The 13,041-nt window shown below is 51.5% G+C and carries 10 protein-coding genes and 1 CRISPR repeat array; of the genes, 5 read left to right on the top strand and 5 right to left on the bottom strand.

Going from position 1 to position 13,041, the window contains the following annotated elements:
- Positions 1-60 precede the first annotated feature (60 nt).
- On the top strand, positions 61-1,365 hold the full coding sequence (gene hisD / locus Q4C79_RS08300; RefSeq protein WP_303090551.1) for a histidinol dehydrogenase: 1,305 nt from the start codon (positions 61-63) through the stop codon (positions 1,363-1,365).
- Between the two features lie 238 nt (positions 1,366-1,603).
- Here the strand turns inward: hisD and ushA are convergent, their stop codons facing one another.
- On the bottom strand, positions 1,604-3,199 hold the full coding sequence (gene ushA, locus Q4C79_RS08295; protein ID WP_303090550.1) for a bifunctional UDP-sugar hydrolase/5'-nucleotidase UshA: 1,596 nt from the start codon (positions 3,197-3,199) through the stop codon (positions 1,604-1,606).
- 288 nt (positions 3,200-3,487) lie between these two features.
- On the opposite strand from ushA, the gene Q4C79_RS08290 reads away from it, so the two are divergent.
- Positions 3,488-4,528, top strand: coding sequence for a zinc-dependent alcohol dehydrogenase family protein (locus tag Q4C79_RS08290; RefSeq protein ID WP_303090549.1), 1,041 nt, complete (start codon positions 3,488-3,490; stop codon positions 4,526-4,528).
- Between the two features lie 120 nt (positions 4,529-4,648).
- A complete protein-coding gene (locus tag Q4C79_RS08285; protein ID WP_303090548.1) occupies positions 4,649-5,566 on the top strand; it encodes a homocysteine S-methyltransferase family protein in 918 nt (305 codons plus the stop codon).
- An 800-nt stretch (positions 5,567-6,366) separates the two neighbouring features.
- Here Q4C79_RS08285 and Q4C79_RS08280 read toward each other — a convergent pair.
- From Q4C79_RS08280 to Q4C79_RS08265, 4 genes are all read right to left on the bottom strand, one after another.
- On the bottom strand, positions 6,367-8,400 hold the full coding sequence (locus Q4C79_RS08280; protein WP_303090547.1) for a cadherin-like domain-containing protein: 2,034 nt from the start codon (positions 8,398-8,400) through the stop codon (positions 6,367-6,369).
- A 528-nt stretch (positions 8,401-8,928) separates the two neighbouring features.
- Entirely contained in the window at positions 8,929-9,828 is a 900-nt protein-coding gene (gene gluQRS, locus Q4C79_RS08275) for a tRNA glutamyl-Q(34) synthetase GluQRS (RefSeq protein ID WP_303090546.1), read from the bottom strand.
- Positions 9,825-10,169 (bottom strand): antibiotic biosynthesis monooxygenase, encoded by a 345-nt coding sequence (locus tag Q4C79_RS08270; RefSeq protein ID WP_303090545.1) that lies wholly within the window; start codon positions 10,167-10,169, stop codon positions 9,825-9,827. The genes gluQRS and Q4C79_RS08270 overlap by 4 nt, the downstream gene beginning before the upstream one ends.
- A 144-nt stretch (positions 10,170-10,313) precedes the next feature.
- Positions 10,314-10,919: a nitroreductase family protein gene (locus tag Q4C79_RS08265; RefSeq protein ID WP_303090544.1), complete on the bottom strand. Its 606-nt coding sequence runs from the start codon at positions 10,917-10,919 to the stop codon at positions 10,314-10,316.
- Positions 10,920-11,105: 186 nt separating this feature from the next.
- Between Q4C79_RS08265 and Q4C79_RS08260 the strand changes: the two genes are divergently transcribed.
- Both Q4C79_RS08260 and xth read left to right on the top strand, forming a co-directional pair.
- On the top strand, positions 11,106-11,444 hold the full coding sequence (locus tag Q4C79_RS08260) for a helix-turn-helix transcriptional regulator (RefSeq protein ID WP_303090543.1): 339 nt from the start codon (positions 11,106-11,108) through the stop codon (positions 11,442-11,444).
- Positions 11,445-11,529: 85 nt separating this feature from the next.
- Positions 11,530-12,297, top strand: coding sequence for an exodeoxyribonuclease III (xth, locus tag Q4C79_RS08255; RefSeq protein WP_303090542.1), 768 nt, complete (start codon positions 11,530-11,532; stop codon positions 12,295-12,297).
- A 360-nt stretch (positions 12,298-12,657) separates the two neighbouring features.
- A CRISPR array of direct repeats spans positions 12,658-13,023; the repeat unit is 36 nt; unit sequence GTTGTAGCTTCCTCTCTCATCTCGTAGTGCTACAAT.
- Positions 13,024-13,041 lie beyond the last annotated feature (18 nt).

The following is a 13,041-nucleotide window of genomic DNA, read 5'->3' as shown; positions in this document are numbered from 1 at the left end:
GCATTTTCCTCAACCCATGCCTGTCTGAAAACCTTCCGGAAACGAAAGTCTTTTAAAAAAATGAAATACCTCAATACCCAATCCCCCGATTTCCAAGCCGAACTCAAAGCGCTGCTGGCTTTCGAAACCGCGCAAGACCCGAAAATCGACCAAATCGTGGCCGACATCTGCGCCGACGTACAAAAACGCGGTGATGTGGCCGTAATCGAATACACCAACCGCTTCGACGGCACGGCGGCGCAAACCTTCGCCGATTTAACCTTAAGCCAAGAAGATTTGAAAAACGCCTTCGAACGCCTGCCCGAAAATGTTCAGACGGCCTTGAAAACCGCCGCCGCGCGCGTGGAAAGCTACCACCAACGCCAAAAACTGGAATCGTGGACATACACCGACGAAGACGGCACGCTGTTGGGCCAGCAAATCACCGCGCTCGACCGCGTCGGCATTTATGTACCCGGCGGCAAAGCGGCCTACCCCAGCTCGGTGATTATGAACGCCATGCCCGCGCATGTGGCCGGCGTGCAAGAAATCATCATGGTGGTGCCGACGCCGAAAGGCGAACGCAATGACATCGTGCTGGCAGCGGCTTATGTGGCGGGCGTAACCAAAGTGTTTACTATTGGCGGCGCGCAAGCGGTGGCCGCGCTGGCTTACGGCACCGAAACCGTGCCGCAGGTCGATAAAATCACCGGCCCCGGCAATGCGTTTGTCGCCGCCGCCAAACGCCGCGTATTCGGCGTGGTGGGCATCGACATGGTGGCAGGCCCCTCTGAAATTCTGGTGATTGCCGACGGCAGTACACCTGCCGATTGGGTAGCGATGGATTTGTTCAGCCAAGCCGAGCACGACGAAATCGCCCAAGCCATTCTGATTGCCACTTCGCAAACGTATTTGGACGAAGTGAAAGCGGCGATGGATAAGCTGATTGAAGAAATGCCCCGCCGCGACATCATCGAAGCCTCATTGGGCAACCGCGGTGCGTTTGTGTTGGCAAAAGATTTGGACGAAGCCTGCCAAATCGCCAACTATATCGCACCCGAGCACTTGGAATTGTCGGTGGAAAACGCCGATCAATGGGCAAAGAAAATCCGCCATGCCGGCGCGATTTTCATGGGCAGATACACCAGCGAAAGCTTGGGCGACTATTGCGCCGGCCCCAACCATGTGCTGCCCACCAGCCGCACCGCCCGTTTCTCGTCGCCCTTGGGTACCTACGATTTCCAAAAACGTTCGAGCCTGATTCAGGTATCCGAAGCGGGCGCGCAGAAACTGGGCAAAATCGCCAGCGTTTTGGCGCACGGCGAAATGCTCACCGCCCACGCGCGCGCGGCGGAATTCCGTTTGCACCCGGATGAAAAGGTTTAACCGCCGGGTTATACTCATATTTAAATGCCTGTCTGAAAACTTTTTCAGACAGGCATTTTTCTCAATAAGGTTTCGTCTGGCCAACCGGCTTAAGGGAAACGAAAAGATACTCGGGTCTAGCCCGAGTATGACGAAACGGTTTAACGGTATCGGGCATAGAACGTTTCCTATGCCTGTCTGAAAACCACCGACCGGCCATGTGAAGCGTTTCGCTTTGCCGGTTTCCCCCTGCTCCGCACTATTCTTTTTCCGGCGCAAACCCGGCCGCATCGATTGGCGAATGTTTTTCGAAATACTGCTTCAAGGCATCGGCATCGACAAAGCCGGTATTCACGTAAGAAGGCTTATCCGACAGCTTGGGATAGCCGTCGCCGCCGTTGGCCAGATAATCGGATAGCGATAAGCGGTAGGTTTGCGCATCGCTAATCGGTTTGCCGTTGATGCGGATATCGCTGACTTGTTTTTTGGCATAGTCTGTTTTCAGCGTTACGCCGTCAAACTGCGGATAGCCGCCGGAGCCCGGCTCTTTCAGGGCAATGGTTTGCAGATAGGCGCGCAATTCTTGGCCGCTAAGCGCTACCGATCCGATTAAATTGCCGAAGGGTTGTACGCGCAAAATATCTTTATAGCTCACGCTGCCCGCTTGAATCGAATCGCGGATGCCGCCGCTGTTCATCACCGCCAGATCGGCGCCGGTACGCTCGCGTTGGGTACGTGCAATCAGGCGGCCAAGATTGGTCTGCTGTTGGCGCACAACGGTTCGGTCGCCCTCAAGCTTAGCGTTCACGCTGCCGACGGTAAGGGATAGTTTTTTATCGGCCTGATCTTGATAAGTTTTCAGCTTGGCCTGCAATGGGGCATCGGGGCGGATTTCGTTTTGGTAAAGGGTGTAAACCGTTTTACCGTCGGCGGTTTCGCTTTTGTATTTCAGATTAACGGGAATTAAACGGTAGGATTGCAAATCAAGCTTGCCGTCTTGAAAAGTGAAATCGGCGCGGCCGAGATATTTGCCCCATTCGCCGGCCTGCATAATCCAAGTGCCGTTTTGGAAATCGGGCCGGCAATCGTCGCCGGGGCGGTAATCGGCTTTGAGTTGGCCCTTATCATCTACGCACACGGTATGGTGGCTGTGGCCGCCGATAATCACGTCAAAAGCTTGCGGCGGCAGCGCCCGGGCCAGTTTTTGGTCGCTGTGATAGCCCAAGTGGGTCAAAGCAATGGTGATGTCGGGCTTTTTCTTGCGCTCCTTCAGCTGCTTGAGCGCTTCGCGCGCGGTTTGTTCGGAATCTGCAATGCTGAGGTTGCGGGTATACGCCACATTGGCGGCGGTGGCGGTTTCTTCGGTGGTGAGACCGACCACGGCGATTTCCAACCCTTGTTTGTTCAACACGGTATAGGGTTGCACCAGATATTTGCCGCTGTCTTTATAACGGATATTGGCGGAGAGAAAGGGGAACTTCGCCCATTTTTCCTGCATGCCGAGCAATTGGTTGGGGTTGTCGAATTCGTGATTCCCCAGCGTCATCGCTTCATAGCCGATGGCGTTCAAGCCTTCGATGTCGGGGCGGGCGTTGTGGATATCGGATTCGGGTACGCCGGTATTGATGTCGCCGGCATTTAAAATCAACAGCGATCCGCCCGCTTTCTCTACTTCGCTGCGGATTTGCTTCACTAAAGTTTGCTGGGCGGCCAAGCCGTATTCGCCGTTTTCGTTCGGCCAGAAGCGGCCATGCAGGTCGTTGGTATGCAAAATGGTGAGACGGTAGGTTTTTCCGCTTTGGTAGGCTTGGGCGAAGGCGGGCAGCATCAGGGCGGCAATCAGGATTTTTTGCATGGAATTCTCTCTATTAACGGCACATCGATATTCAGAATGAATCATACAATAGATAAACAGCCCGCAAAACCACTGCTATCAACCGGCTTGGCATATTTGCAAACCCGGTCATGCCGAATTCATCTTATGCCTGTCTGAAAGCCGCCATTCAAACAGGCATAAGCCATTCAATACAGTGTTACTATATAACATATTGAAATAAAATAGAATTTGACTTCAAATATCGAATAATCTATAAATACCAACGAAGTAAACGATTCATACGATTCCCACTACAAGGAGAAACCAATGAAAGCCATGGCTTATTACGGTGCAGGCGATATCCGCTTCGAAGAGAAACCGAAACCGCAAATCATCGACCCTACCGATGCGGTGGTGAAAATTGTGAAAACCACCATTTGCGGCACCGACTTGGGCATTTGGAAAGGCAAAAATCCCGAAATCGAACCGGGGCGCATTCTCGGCCACGAAGGCATCGGCATCGTCGAAGAAGTCGGGTCGTCGGTGAAAAACATCAAAAAAGGCGATAAAGTCATCATTTCGTGCGTGAGCAAATGCTGCACCTGCGACAACTGTAAAGTCCAACTGTATTCCCACTGCCGCAACGGCGGCTGGATTCTCGGCTATATGATAGACGGCACACAGGCCGAATATGTGCGTACGCCTTATGCCGACAACAGCCTGATTCCGCTGCCCGATAATGTGAACGAAGAAGTGGCGCTGCTGCTTTCCGATGCACTGCCCACCGCCCACGAAATCGGCGTGCAATACAGCGATGTAAAACCGGGCGACACCGTGTTTATCGCCGGCGCAGGCCCCGTGGGTATGTCTGCATTGTTGACCGCACAGTTATACAGCCCCTCGGTGCTGATTGTGTGCGATATGGACGAAAACCGCCTGAAACTGGCGAAAGAATTGGGCGCTACCCACACCATCAACCCGGCCCCCGGCGATGTGGCCAAACAGGTTATCGATATCGTCGGTGAAGACGGCGTGGATGTAGCTATCGAGGCGGTGGGCATTCCCGCTACCTGGAATATGTGCCAAGATATTGTGAAACCCGGCGGCAATCTGGCCGTGGTCGGCGTGCACGGAGTGCCGGTTGATTTCAAACTGGAAAAACTGTGGATCAAAAATCTCACCATTACCACCGGTTTGGTTAACGCCAACACCACCGAAATGCTAATGAAAGCGATTTCAAGCAGTTCGGTGGACTATACCAAAATGCTCACCCACCGTTTTAAATTCAGCGAGCTGGAAAAAGCTTACGATGTGTTCAAACACGCCGCCGAAAACGGCGCGATGAAAGTAGTGCTGGAAGCCGAATAAAGCGCTCATCAAGCTTTTAAGTCAACCGGCCCGAATGCCTGTCTGAAAAACTTTTTCAGACAGGCATTCTTTTACGGCGCTACAATAGCGCTTTGCTTTCCCGTTTTTTCCAAACCAATCATGAACCCGATTATGATTCTCGACGGCGGCATGGGGCGCGAACTGCACCGCCGCGGCGCACCGTTCCGCCAACCCGAATGGTCGGCGCTCTCCTTAATCGAAGCGCCCGATATCGTACGCGAAACGCATCTGGACTTTATCCGCGCCGGCGCCGAGGTGATTACCACCAACAGCTATGCACTGGTGCCTTTTCATATCGGCAGCCGTTTTGCCGCCGAAGGTGAAAAACTGGCCGCGCTGGCCGGCCGGTTGGCGCAACAGGCAGTGCAGCAAAGCAGCCGCAACGTGTCAATCGCCGCTTCACTGCCGCCGCTGTTCGGCTCTTACCGACCGGATTTGTTCGATGCCGGACAGTCACCCGTCATTGCCCGGCCGCTGATACGCGGCCAAGCGCCCTACGCCGACATCTGGCTGGCGGAAACCCTTTCCAGCCTTGCCGAAGCGCGTTTCTGGCACAGCCAACTGCCCGATGACGGCAAACCGCTGTGGCTGTCATTCACCCTCGAAGACCAACACGCCCATCCCGCCCCTTTGTTGCGTTCGGGAGAAACCGTTAGTCAAGCGGCGGAAACCGCCGTGGCGCTGGACGCCGCCGCTTTGCTGTTTAATTGCAGTCATCCCGAAGTGATGGGCGATGCCGTTACCCAAGCCCGCCGTGTGCTGGATCAACACGGCAGCAAGATGCGCCTGGGCGTGTATGCCAACGCCTTCGAACCCGGTAACGAAACGGCCAATGCCGCCAACGAAGTGCTGGATGCCATCCGCCAAGACACCGATCCGCCCCACTACCTGCAATGGGCCGAACGCTGGCTGGCAGCGGGCGCAGATACCGTCGGCGGTTGCTGCGGCATCGGCCCGGAACATATTGCCGTATTGGCGGCCAATCTAAAACCGAAAACAGACTGCAACACACGATAACCCCCAAAACCTTCGCACATGTTGAAAATATAACGAAAAAAGAGCCCGGTTTCTGTTTCACCATACCAAGGCTTGTCAGAGCGTTTAAAATATATAGCAGATTAACTTAACTTTCGCGAAGGCGTTGCTAAGCCTTGCCTACTACTTGTACGGTCTGCGACTTGCTGCCTTGTACCGAAAATATGTGAATCCGCTATATTTTATTTTCCAGGGTCTGTCGACAATTAACCGGCGAAGCGGTTTTTTGAGGCAAAAACCGCGTATGCAAGGCAAAAAGCACAGCAAGGTTGAACACCTTGCGAGCATTTTAGCTTCGCAAGTCCGCTACGCTACCTAACGGAGCAGACGGGGATTTTTGACCAAAAACACCGCCGTTGCGTTAATTGTCGACAGACCCTAGTGTGCGGTTATAGGTGCGGGCGGATAATTGGGCATATTCGTTTACGGTCAACATAAGTTTTTCCTGTTTTTCAATACGTATTTTTGCTAATTCTTGTTGGGTAAAGTCTGCCATATATAGTGGATTTAAAATAAAACTCCGGGATTGGAGCGCGGACGTCCTTGTCCGCAAAATATCCAGAATCATACATAAAAAGCGGACGAAAACGTCCGCGCTCTACCGGACATTTTATTTGAATCGACTATATTAAAGACGATACCGGGTATTGCTACACAAAAACCGCCGATGGCACTGCTTTGGCAATAGATAAACAAATGCCTGTCTGAAAAAGTATTTCAGACAGGCATTTGTTTATCTGCTGCCGGTATTGGAAATCGCTTTCTGATACCGGTAGTTGCTATCAGGCGATTACGCCCAGCACGTCGTCTACCGATAAATTGGCCGGAATACCGCTGATAACAATGCTGTTATCGTAGCTTACACCGTCTTGTACGGCGGTATAGCTGAGGGTACGGCTGGCGGCATCCCAAGACAACTGGCCGGCGCTTTCCAAATCGACAAACGTGATTTTGTCTTGGCCGGCGGTGAAACCGCTAATCTGGTCGTGGCCGCCGTTGCTCTCTACGCTGAAAGCAAAGACATCACTGCCCGCACCGCCCATCAGTCTGTCGTTACCCGCACCGCCGATTAAGATGTCATTACCGGCGCCGCCCATAATGATGTCGTTACCGCCCTGTATTTGCTTATCTACCAGACTTTCCCAATTATTAGCGATGTATTCGGAAACCTGCTGTTCGCTGGCTTCGGCACCATTGTTAACCGTAGCGGCAACATAATCACGCAAACCGTCCATGGCATTTTTGTAGTCCGAACCTTTTACTGCATTGCCGTTGGCCGTCCAGCTTAAATGATCGATGTTGATGGTATCGCCGAACAACACATCATTATTGGCACCGCCGCTGAGTACATCATTAGTGGCTTTGTAGCTGTCGCTGTGGTAGCTGTCGCCGACCAATACATCGCTGCCGATGCTGCCGCTCAACACACTCAGCTTGCCGGTACTGTTGTCGCCTGCATTCACGATGGTGATTTCTTGTGCCGCCGGTACATTAATGTTGAGATCGGAAGTGGCGGTAGCATAATTATCGGTTAATTCATAGCTTACCGTCGGTACTTTGCCGGTGAAGCCGGATACCGGCACAAAACTAAAGCTGCCGTCGGCGGCAATCCGAACGGTACCGACGCCACTGAGCGTAGCGGTGCTGCCGGCATCAAACTGTTCGCCGTTTACGGTAAAACGTAATACGCTCAATTCGGCATCGGGTTGATTCTGATTAAAGCTGGCAACATTGCTCAATACGTTGCCGCTTACGCCGTTCGGATTATTGCTATTGATATTTTCTGCGCCATCCTGAATCGGATAAACCTGAGTCACAATATCGTCATCCGGAAACGGCGACATATACGGATTGACTTCGGGTTTGAAGTCGGAAATCACCGAAGCCGTGCCGTTGGTAACGGTATATTGGATATTCAATTCATTGGGTTCAATAACGCGCGCGGCATTCAATACAAAGCTGCCGTCCGCATTGATTTGCAACGTACCCATATTGTCGGCAAGGGTAACGGTGCGGCCGACTCCGTAAACGGTGCCGTCGATGGTATAGCTGGAAATACGTAATGTACCGTTGGTCGTAGCGGCATTATCGAGCAAGTTGCCGGTAGCTTGGTTCTCAACAAACAAAATCGATTCGCCGATATCGCTTACCAAAGAATCGCCGTTTGCAGCGCCGATTTTCAGCGATAATGCGGAATCATCGCGTTTTTCACCATTGGTCGCGTTGTATTGCACGACCACCTCGCCCGGCTCTGCATCGGCGCTGGCACTGGCACGGTAACTGCCGTCGCGGTTGAGCTGTACGGTCACGCCGTTCTCGGTAAGCGTGTGGGCAGTACCGGTTTCAACCGCTGTACCGTTAACATAATAAAAACTGCCTACCCATGCTTGGCCGTTCTCACTCTGGGCATTGTTCAATACATTACCGCTGATATCTGCGCCATTGGGCAACGCCGCCACTTCGCTGCGATCGGTCAGATTGTCGGTTACCGGTTCCAAACGAATCCCTAAAGTCGATTTTACTTGGGAAGTGCCATTATTAACGTTATAACTGATTTGCGGCACGTCGCCGTTGTAATGGGCAGTAGGAGTGAACGTGTATTCGCCGTTGGACTTGATTTGGACGCTGCCGATATCGTTTACCGTCAAACTTGCACCTGCCAGCGCAGTTTGGTTGCCAAACGAGAAATTGCTGATTGATAAACTTCCTGATTGTGTCTGCGCATTGCTTAAGACATTACCCGTAACCACTTTATCTTCGTTACCGAAGACATACTCGCTGCCGTCAGTCAGCCAGTTTGAAGTTGTTGAAGCCATAATAGTCTCCCTAATTAATAATAAATTTGGTTAATAAAAACTTATACTTGGCTATATATCTGCTTTTATTTTACCCATTTTTCATGTCTTGGAAAGACTCTTAACATTGTAAAAAATTCCTGAGAATTATATCTTTTACCAACAATTTATTGGAAGCTTCTGTAATGACTAGGGAAAAAAATTACATCATCAGTAGAACTAAAAACGGCTATAAGCAATCAACTTACGGATAAAGTCCCTTCTTCATGCTCGGGCTTGGCTCGAGTATCCCATCTTGCAAAAACCCAAGCTATAAGCTATAGAGGATTCACTTAACACTTAACTTTCGCGAAGACTCTACTGCGGCTTGCTGCCTTGTATCGAAAATGTGTGAATCCGTTATAGTGGCTTAAAATTCAGAATACATCTTGCGCGCATTCTTAGCTTCGCAAGTCCGCTACGCTACCTAACGGAGCAGATGCGGATTTTAACCAAAAATACCGCCGCAACGCTGTCGATGACATCCCCTTGCCCGCTGCTGCTTTTAACTCATCCAGGTTCAGTAACAATCTCATTTTTAGGCACCCTTTCCAACCGCCAATTGCCTACCGCCCAATCCAATAAATCCTGCGGTTTACCCACTTGCGGCGCATCCGGCAAACCGAGCCAGCCGATTACCTGTCGCAGCAATTGCTCGCGAACCGATAAATCCAACGCCGGTGCCAGCGTTTGCTTGGACCATTTCTGCCCTTGGCGGTTAACCAGCAAAGGCAGATGGGCATAGCTCGGCTGCACGTAACCCAAGCAGCGTTGCAGGTACAACTGGCGCGGCGTCGATACCAGCAAATCCTGTCCGCGCACAATATGGTTCACGCCCTGCTCCGCATCGTCCACCACCACCGCCAGCTGATAAGCCCAGAAGCCGTCGGCGCGCAGCAACACGAAGTCGCCGATGTCGCGTGCCAGATTCTGCTGATAACGACCGACAATACGGTCGTCAAAGCCAATGATTTCGTTCGGCACCCGCAAACGCCAAGCCGGCATTATGCCGGCCTTTTCATTGCCGCCTCTGGCACACAAGCCGTCGTAAACAAAGCCGTCGACTCCTTGGCGTGCCCGTTCATGCCATGCCTTGCGGCTGCAAAAACAAGGATAGGCAGATTGGCCGGCGATTAATTCATCCAGCGCGGCGCGGTATAAATGATGGCGGCGGCTCTGGTAAACCACTTCGCCGTCCCAAGCAAAACCGAAAGCCTCCAGCGTATGAAGAATATCGTCTGCCGCACCGGGCATCTCGCGCGGCGGGTCAAGGTCTTCCATGCGCAACAGCCAGCGCCCGCCGTGCGCACGCGCATCCGCATAAGAAGCCAGTGCCGCCAGCAGCGAGCCGATGTGCAGGCGGCCGGTAGGGCTGGGCGCAAAACGGCCGATATAACCGCTGCCGCTCATGCCGCCGCCCCGCCGCTATCAAAACCATAAGCGCGCTCCACTTTGGCCACCCGCACATGATAAGCCGCATACCAATCGCATTTTCCGCGCTCCTGAGCCAAACGGTGTTCCGCATGCTGCTTCCAAGCTGCAATGGCCGTTTCATCCTGCCAATAAGATACGGTAATCCCCACACCTTGGGCATCGCGCACGCTTTCGGCACCGAGAAAGCCAAGCTGCTGCGCCGCCAACTCGACCATACGTTTGGCGGTATCGTCATAGCCGCTTCGGTTATCGTTGCGTTGCGAGGTAAAAATAACTGCGTAATAAGGCGGTTGCGGCGTAGCGGCAAAACATGTCATGAGATTCTCCTGTGTTAATTGAATCGTGTGTGTATTGATTTTAGCAGCGGGGATAGCAAAAATCACACGCGCTCTTTTCGCCGGTAAACAAAATGCCTGTCTGAAAACATTTTCAGACAGGCATTTTATTCAATCAAATTCCGCTTACAAACCGTGTACCGCGAAACGGCCTTCCAACGGTGCAAAGGTTTTTTCGCCGGCCGGCGCGGCAATACCGCCGAATACCAACTGCGCACGCAGCGTCCAATCGGCCGGGATGTTCCAAGTTTTCGCGACGGCTGCGTCAATTACCGGATTGTAGTGCTGCAAATTGGCACCGATGCCGGCGGCCGCCAGTGTGGTCCATACGGCATATTGATGCATGGCATCAGTGTGCTCCACCCAAACCGGGAAATTAGCCGCATAAGCCGGGAATTGTTCTTGCAGGCCTTTTACCACTTTCTGATCTTCGAAAAACAGCACGCTACCGGCAGCGGCTTTAAACATCGCCAGTTTCTGCTCGGTCGGCGCAAAATTTTCCGCCGGTACAATCGCGCGCAAAGCTTCGGTGGTCAAATCCCACAATTTTTCATGCTCCGCGCCAAACAGCACCACCACGCGGGTAGATTGCGAGTTGAAAGAAGAAGGCGTATGCAATACCGCATGTTCAACGATTTTAGCCACTTCGGCGGCCGGCAAAGGCAATTCTTTATTCAACGCATAAATTGAGCGGCGGGTTTGGGCAACTTGCTGAACAGCTTGATAACTCATGATTTAATCCTCAAAAATGTTATGTATATTGCAGCCGAAGGCTTCCGGCAACATATTGGCGCTCAGTATATAAATCCGCGCCACTTCCATCAATAGCCATTTAATAAAGAGATTATTTCCTATAAAGAAACCATCACACAGCAAAAAAACTTGCAGTTTCCACTAAGAAAATTTAAAATAATTAGTATGGATACTTCACTTTCCTTTCCCGCCCGACTAGTCTTGAAACATGTAGAAGAAACAGCCTCTCTGCTCAAGCTTATCTCCCACCCGCACCGGCTGGCCATTTTGTGCCTGCTAAGCGAGAGAGAATATAATGTCAGCGAACTGGTAAACACTATCGGCATTAATCAAACCGCCGTATCCAATCATCTGGGCAAACTGCGCAACGCCGGCGTGGTAGAATACACCCGTTACCACCGCGTGTTGCAATACCGTATCGTCTCGCCCAAGATACAGGCTCTGATTGATGCACTAAGTTCACTGCACCTCCCGCAGAATACCGCTTCCGAACGGCATTATTAAACTTAACGCAACCGCCTTTTCAGGTGGTTTTTTCTTTTTAGCTTTACAAAAGCGCATTGCGTTCGTTTTTTCAGACAGGCATATCATGAAAATCGCTACTTGGAATATCAACTCCCTCAATGTGCGCCTCCCGCACGTGCAAGACTGGTTGCAGCAATACCAACCCGACGTATTGGTCTTGCAGGAACTCAAACTTGATCAGGACAAATTCCCCGCCGCCGCCATCGAAATGCTTGGTTTTCACGCTGTTTGGAGCGGGCAGAAAACCTATAACGGTGTGGCCATCATCAGCAAAACCCCGCCGCAAAACATCGCCACCGGACTGCCTGCATTGCCGGACGATCCGCAACGCCGCGTGATCGCTGCCACCATCAACGGCATCCGCATTATCAATGTATATTGCGTAAACGGCGAAGCAATCGACAGCCCGAAATTTGCCTATAAAGAGCAATGGTTTGCCGCCCTGAATGACTATGTGCGCGCCGAAATGTCGAAATATCCCAAGCTGGTGCTGCTCGGCGACTTCAACATTACACCGGCCGATATCGATGTTTACGATCCACAAAAATGGCATGAGAAAATATTGTGCTCCAGCGCCGAACGCGGCTGGTTGCAAAATCTGCTGAATCTCGGGCTGACCGACAGCCTGCGCCATCTGCACCCCGATGAAGTGATGTACACTTGGTGGGATTACCGCATGAATATGTTCCAACGCAAACTGGGAATGCGTATCGACCACATTTTGATCAGCGAAGCGATGTTGGCCGATTTGGAAAGCACACTGGTCGACACCGAAGCACGCGGCCGCGAACGACCGAGCGACCATGCGCCGGTGATGGCAACTTTCCGCTAAGCATTTATATTATCGGCAACCATACAACACCCTAGAAAACTATCCTAACTTCACTCAAATATGAAATATCATCTATTATTTTTTAATAATAGTTACCCTAACAATATCCGTTTTCCGAACGTATTTAACGGAACAGGTTGCTAAAGAAGAAAAGCTCAACTACGTTGCCTGTCTGAAATGTTTTCAGACAGGCATTCGTGTATCCTTGCAAGCCCGGCTTTACACCGTTAACAAAAAACAGCGTTCACTTTCGGTTTTTATGTATGATCTTGTGTATGTTGAATACACCGATAATTCAACTTGGCTAACCCAATTAAGACGTTTGAGACGGCAAGCGCTTTTTTCCGACCGCTTCCGCTGGTTGTAGCTTCCTCTCTCATCTCGTAGTGCTACAATCGTGGTAACACCACATGGAATCATTCATAAGTTGTAGCTTCCTCTCTCATCTCGTAGTGCTACAATCGTGGTAACACCACATGGAATCATTCATAAGTTGTAGCTTCCTCTCTCATCTCGTAGTGCTACAATAGTGCGCGCTTAGTCTGCTTGATGCCGGTGGTTGTAGCTTCCTCTCTCATCTCGTAGTGCTACAATGCAGATCATGAAACCTCAGGTCGTCGATACGTTGTAGCTTCCTCTCTCATCTCGTAGTGCTACAATGCTTGTTCTGTGCGTTAGACCATTCGGCAAGTTGTAGCTTCCTCTCTCATCTCGTAGTGCTACAATCCATCAGCGAGAGGATAC

Origin of the sequence: Neisseria sp. (genome assembly GCF_030523955.1) — a bacterium.
Taxonomy (GTDB): Bacteria; Pseudomonadota; Gammaproteobacteria; order Burkholderiales; family Neisseriaceae; genus Neisseria.
Note: the sequence above shows the minus strand (reverse complement) of the source record. Positions and strands in the feature narration are given on the sequence as shown.

What these genes read in the sequence shown, in the direction of transcription:
- hisD (WP_303090551.1), top strand. Translation starts at nt 61, where the DNA reads ATGAAATACCTCAATACCCAATCCCCCGATTTCCAAGCCGAACTCAAA.
- ushA (WP_303090550.1), bottom strand. Translation starts at nt 3,199, where the DNA reads ATGCAAAAAATCCTGATTGCCGCCCTGATGCTGCCCGCCTTCGCCCAA.
- Q4C79_RS08290 (WP_303090549.1), top strand. Translation starts at nt 3,488, where the DNA reads ATGAAAGCCATGGCTTATTACGGTGCAGGCGATATCCGCTTCGAAGAG.
- Q4C79_RS08285 (WP_303090548.1), top strand. Translation starts at nt 4,649, where the DNA reads ATGAACCCGATTATGATTCTCGACGGCGGCATGGGGCGCGAACTGCAC.
- Q4C79_RS08280 (WP_303090547.1), bottom strand. Translation starts at nt 8,400, where the DNA reads ATGGCTTCAACAACTTCAAACTGGCTGACTGACGGCAGCGAGTATGTC.
- gluQRS (WP_303090546.1), bottom strand. Translation starts at nt 9,828, where the DNA reads ATGAGCGGCAGCGGTTATATCGGCCGTTTTGCGCCCAGCCCTACCGGC.
- Q4C79_RS08270 (WP_303090545.1), bottom strand. Translation starts at nt 10,169, where the DNA reads ATGACATGTTTTGCCGCTACGCCGCAACCGCCTTATTACGCAGTTATT.
- Q4C79_RS08265 (WP_303090544.1), bottom strand. Translation starts at nt 10,919, where the DNA reads ATGAGTTATCAAGCTGTTCAGCAAGTTGCCCAAACCCGCCGCTCAATT.
- Q4C79_RS08260 (WP_303090543.1), top strand. Translation starts at nt 11,106, where the DNA reads ATGGATACTTCACTTTCCTTTCCCGCCCGACTAGTCTTGAAACATGTA.
- xth (WP_303090542.1), top strand. Translation starts at nt 11,530, where the DNA reads ATGAAAATCGCTACTTGGAATATCAACTCCCTCAATGTGCGCCTCCCG.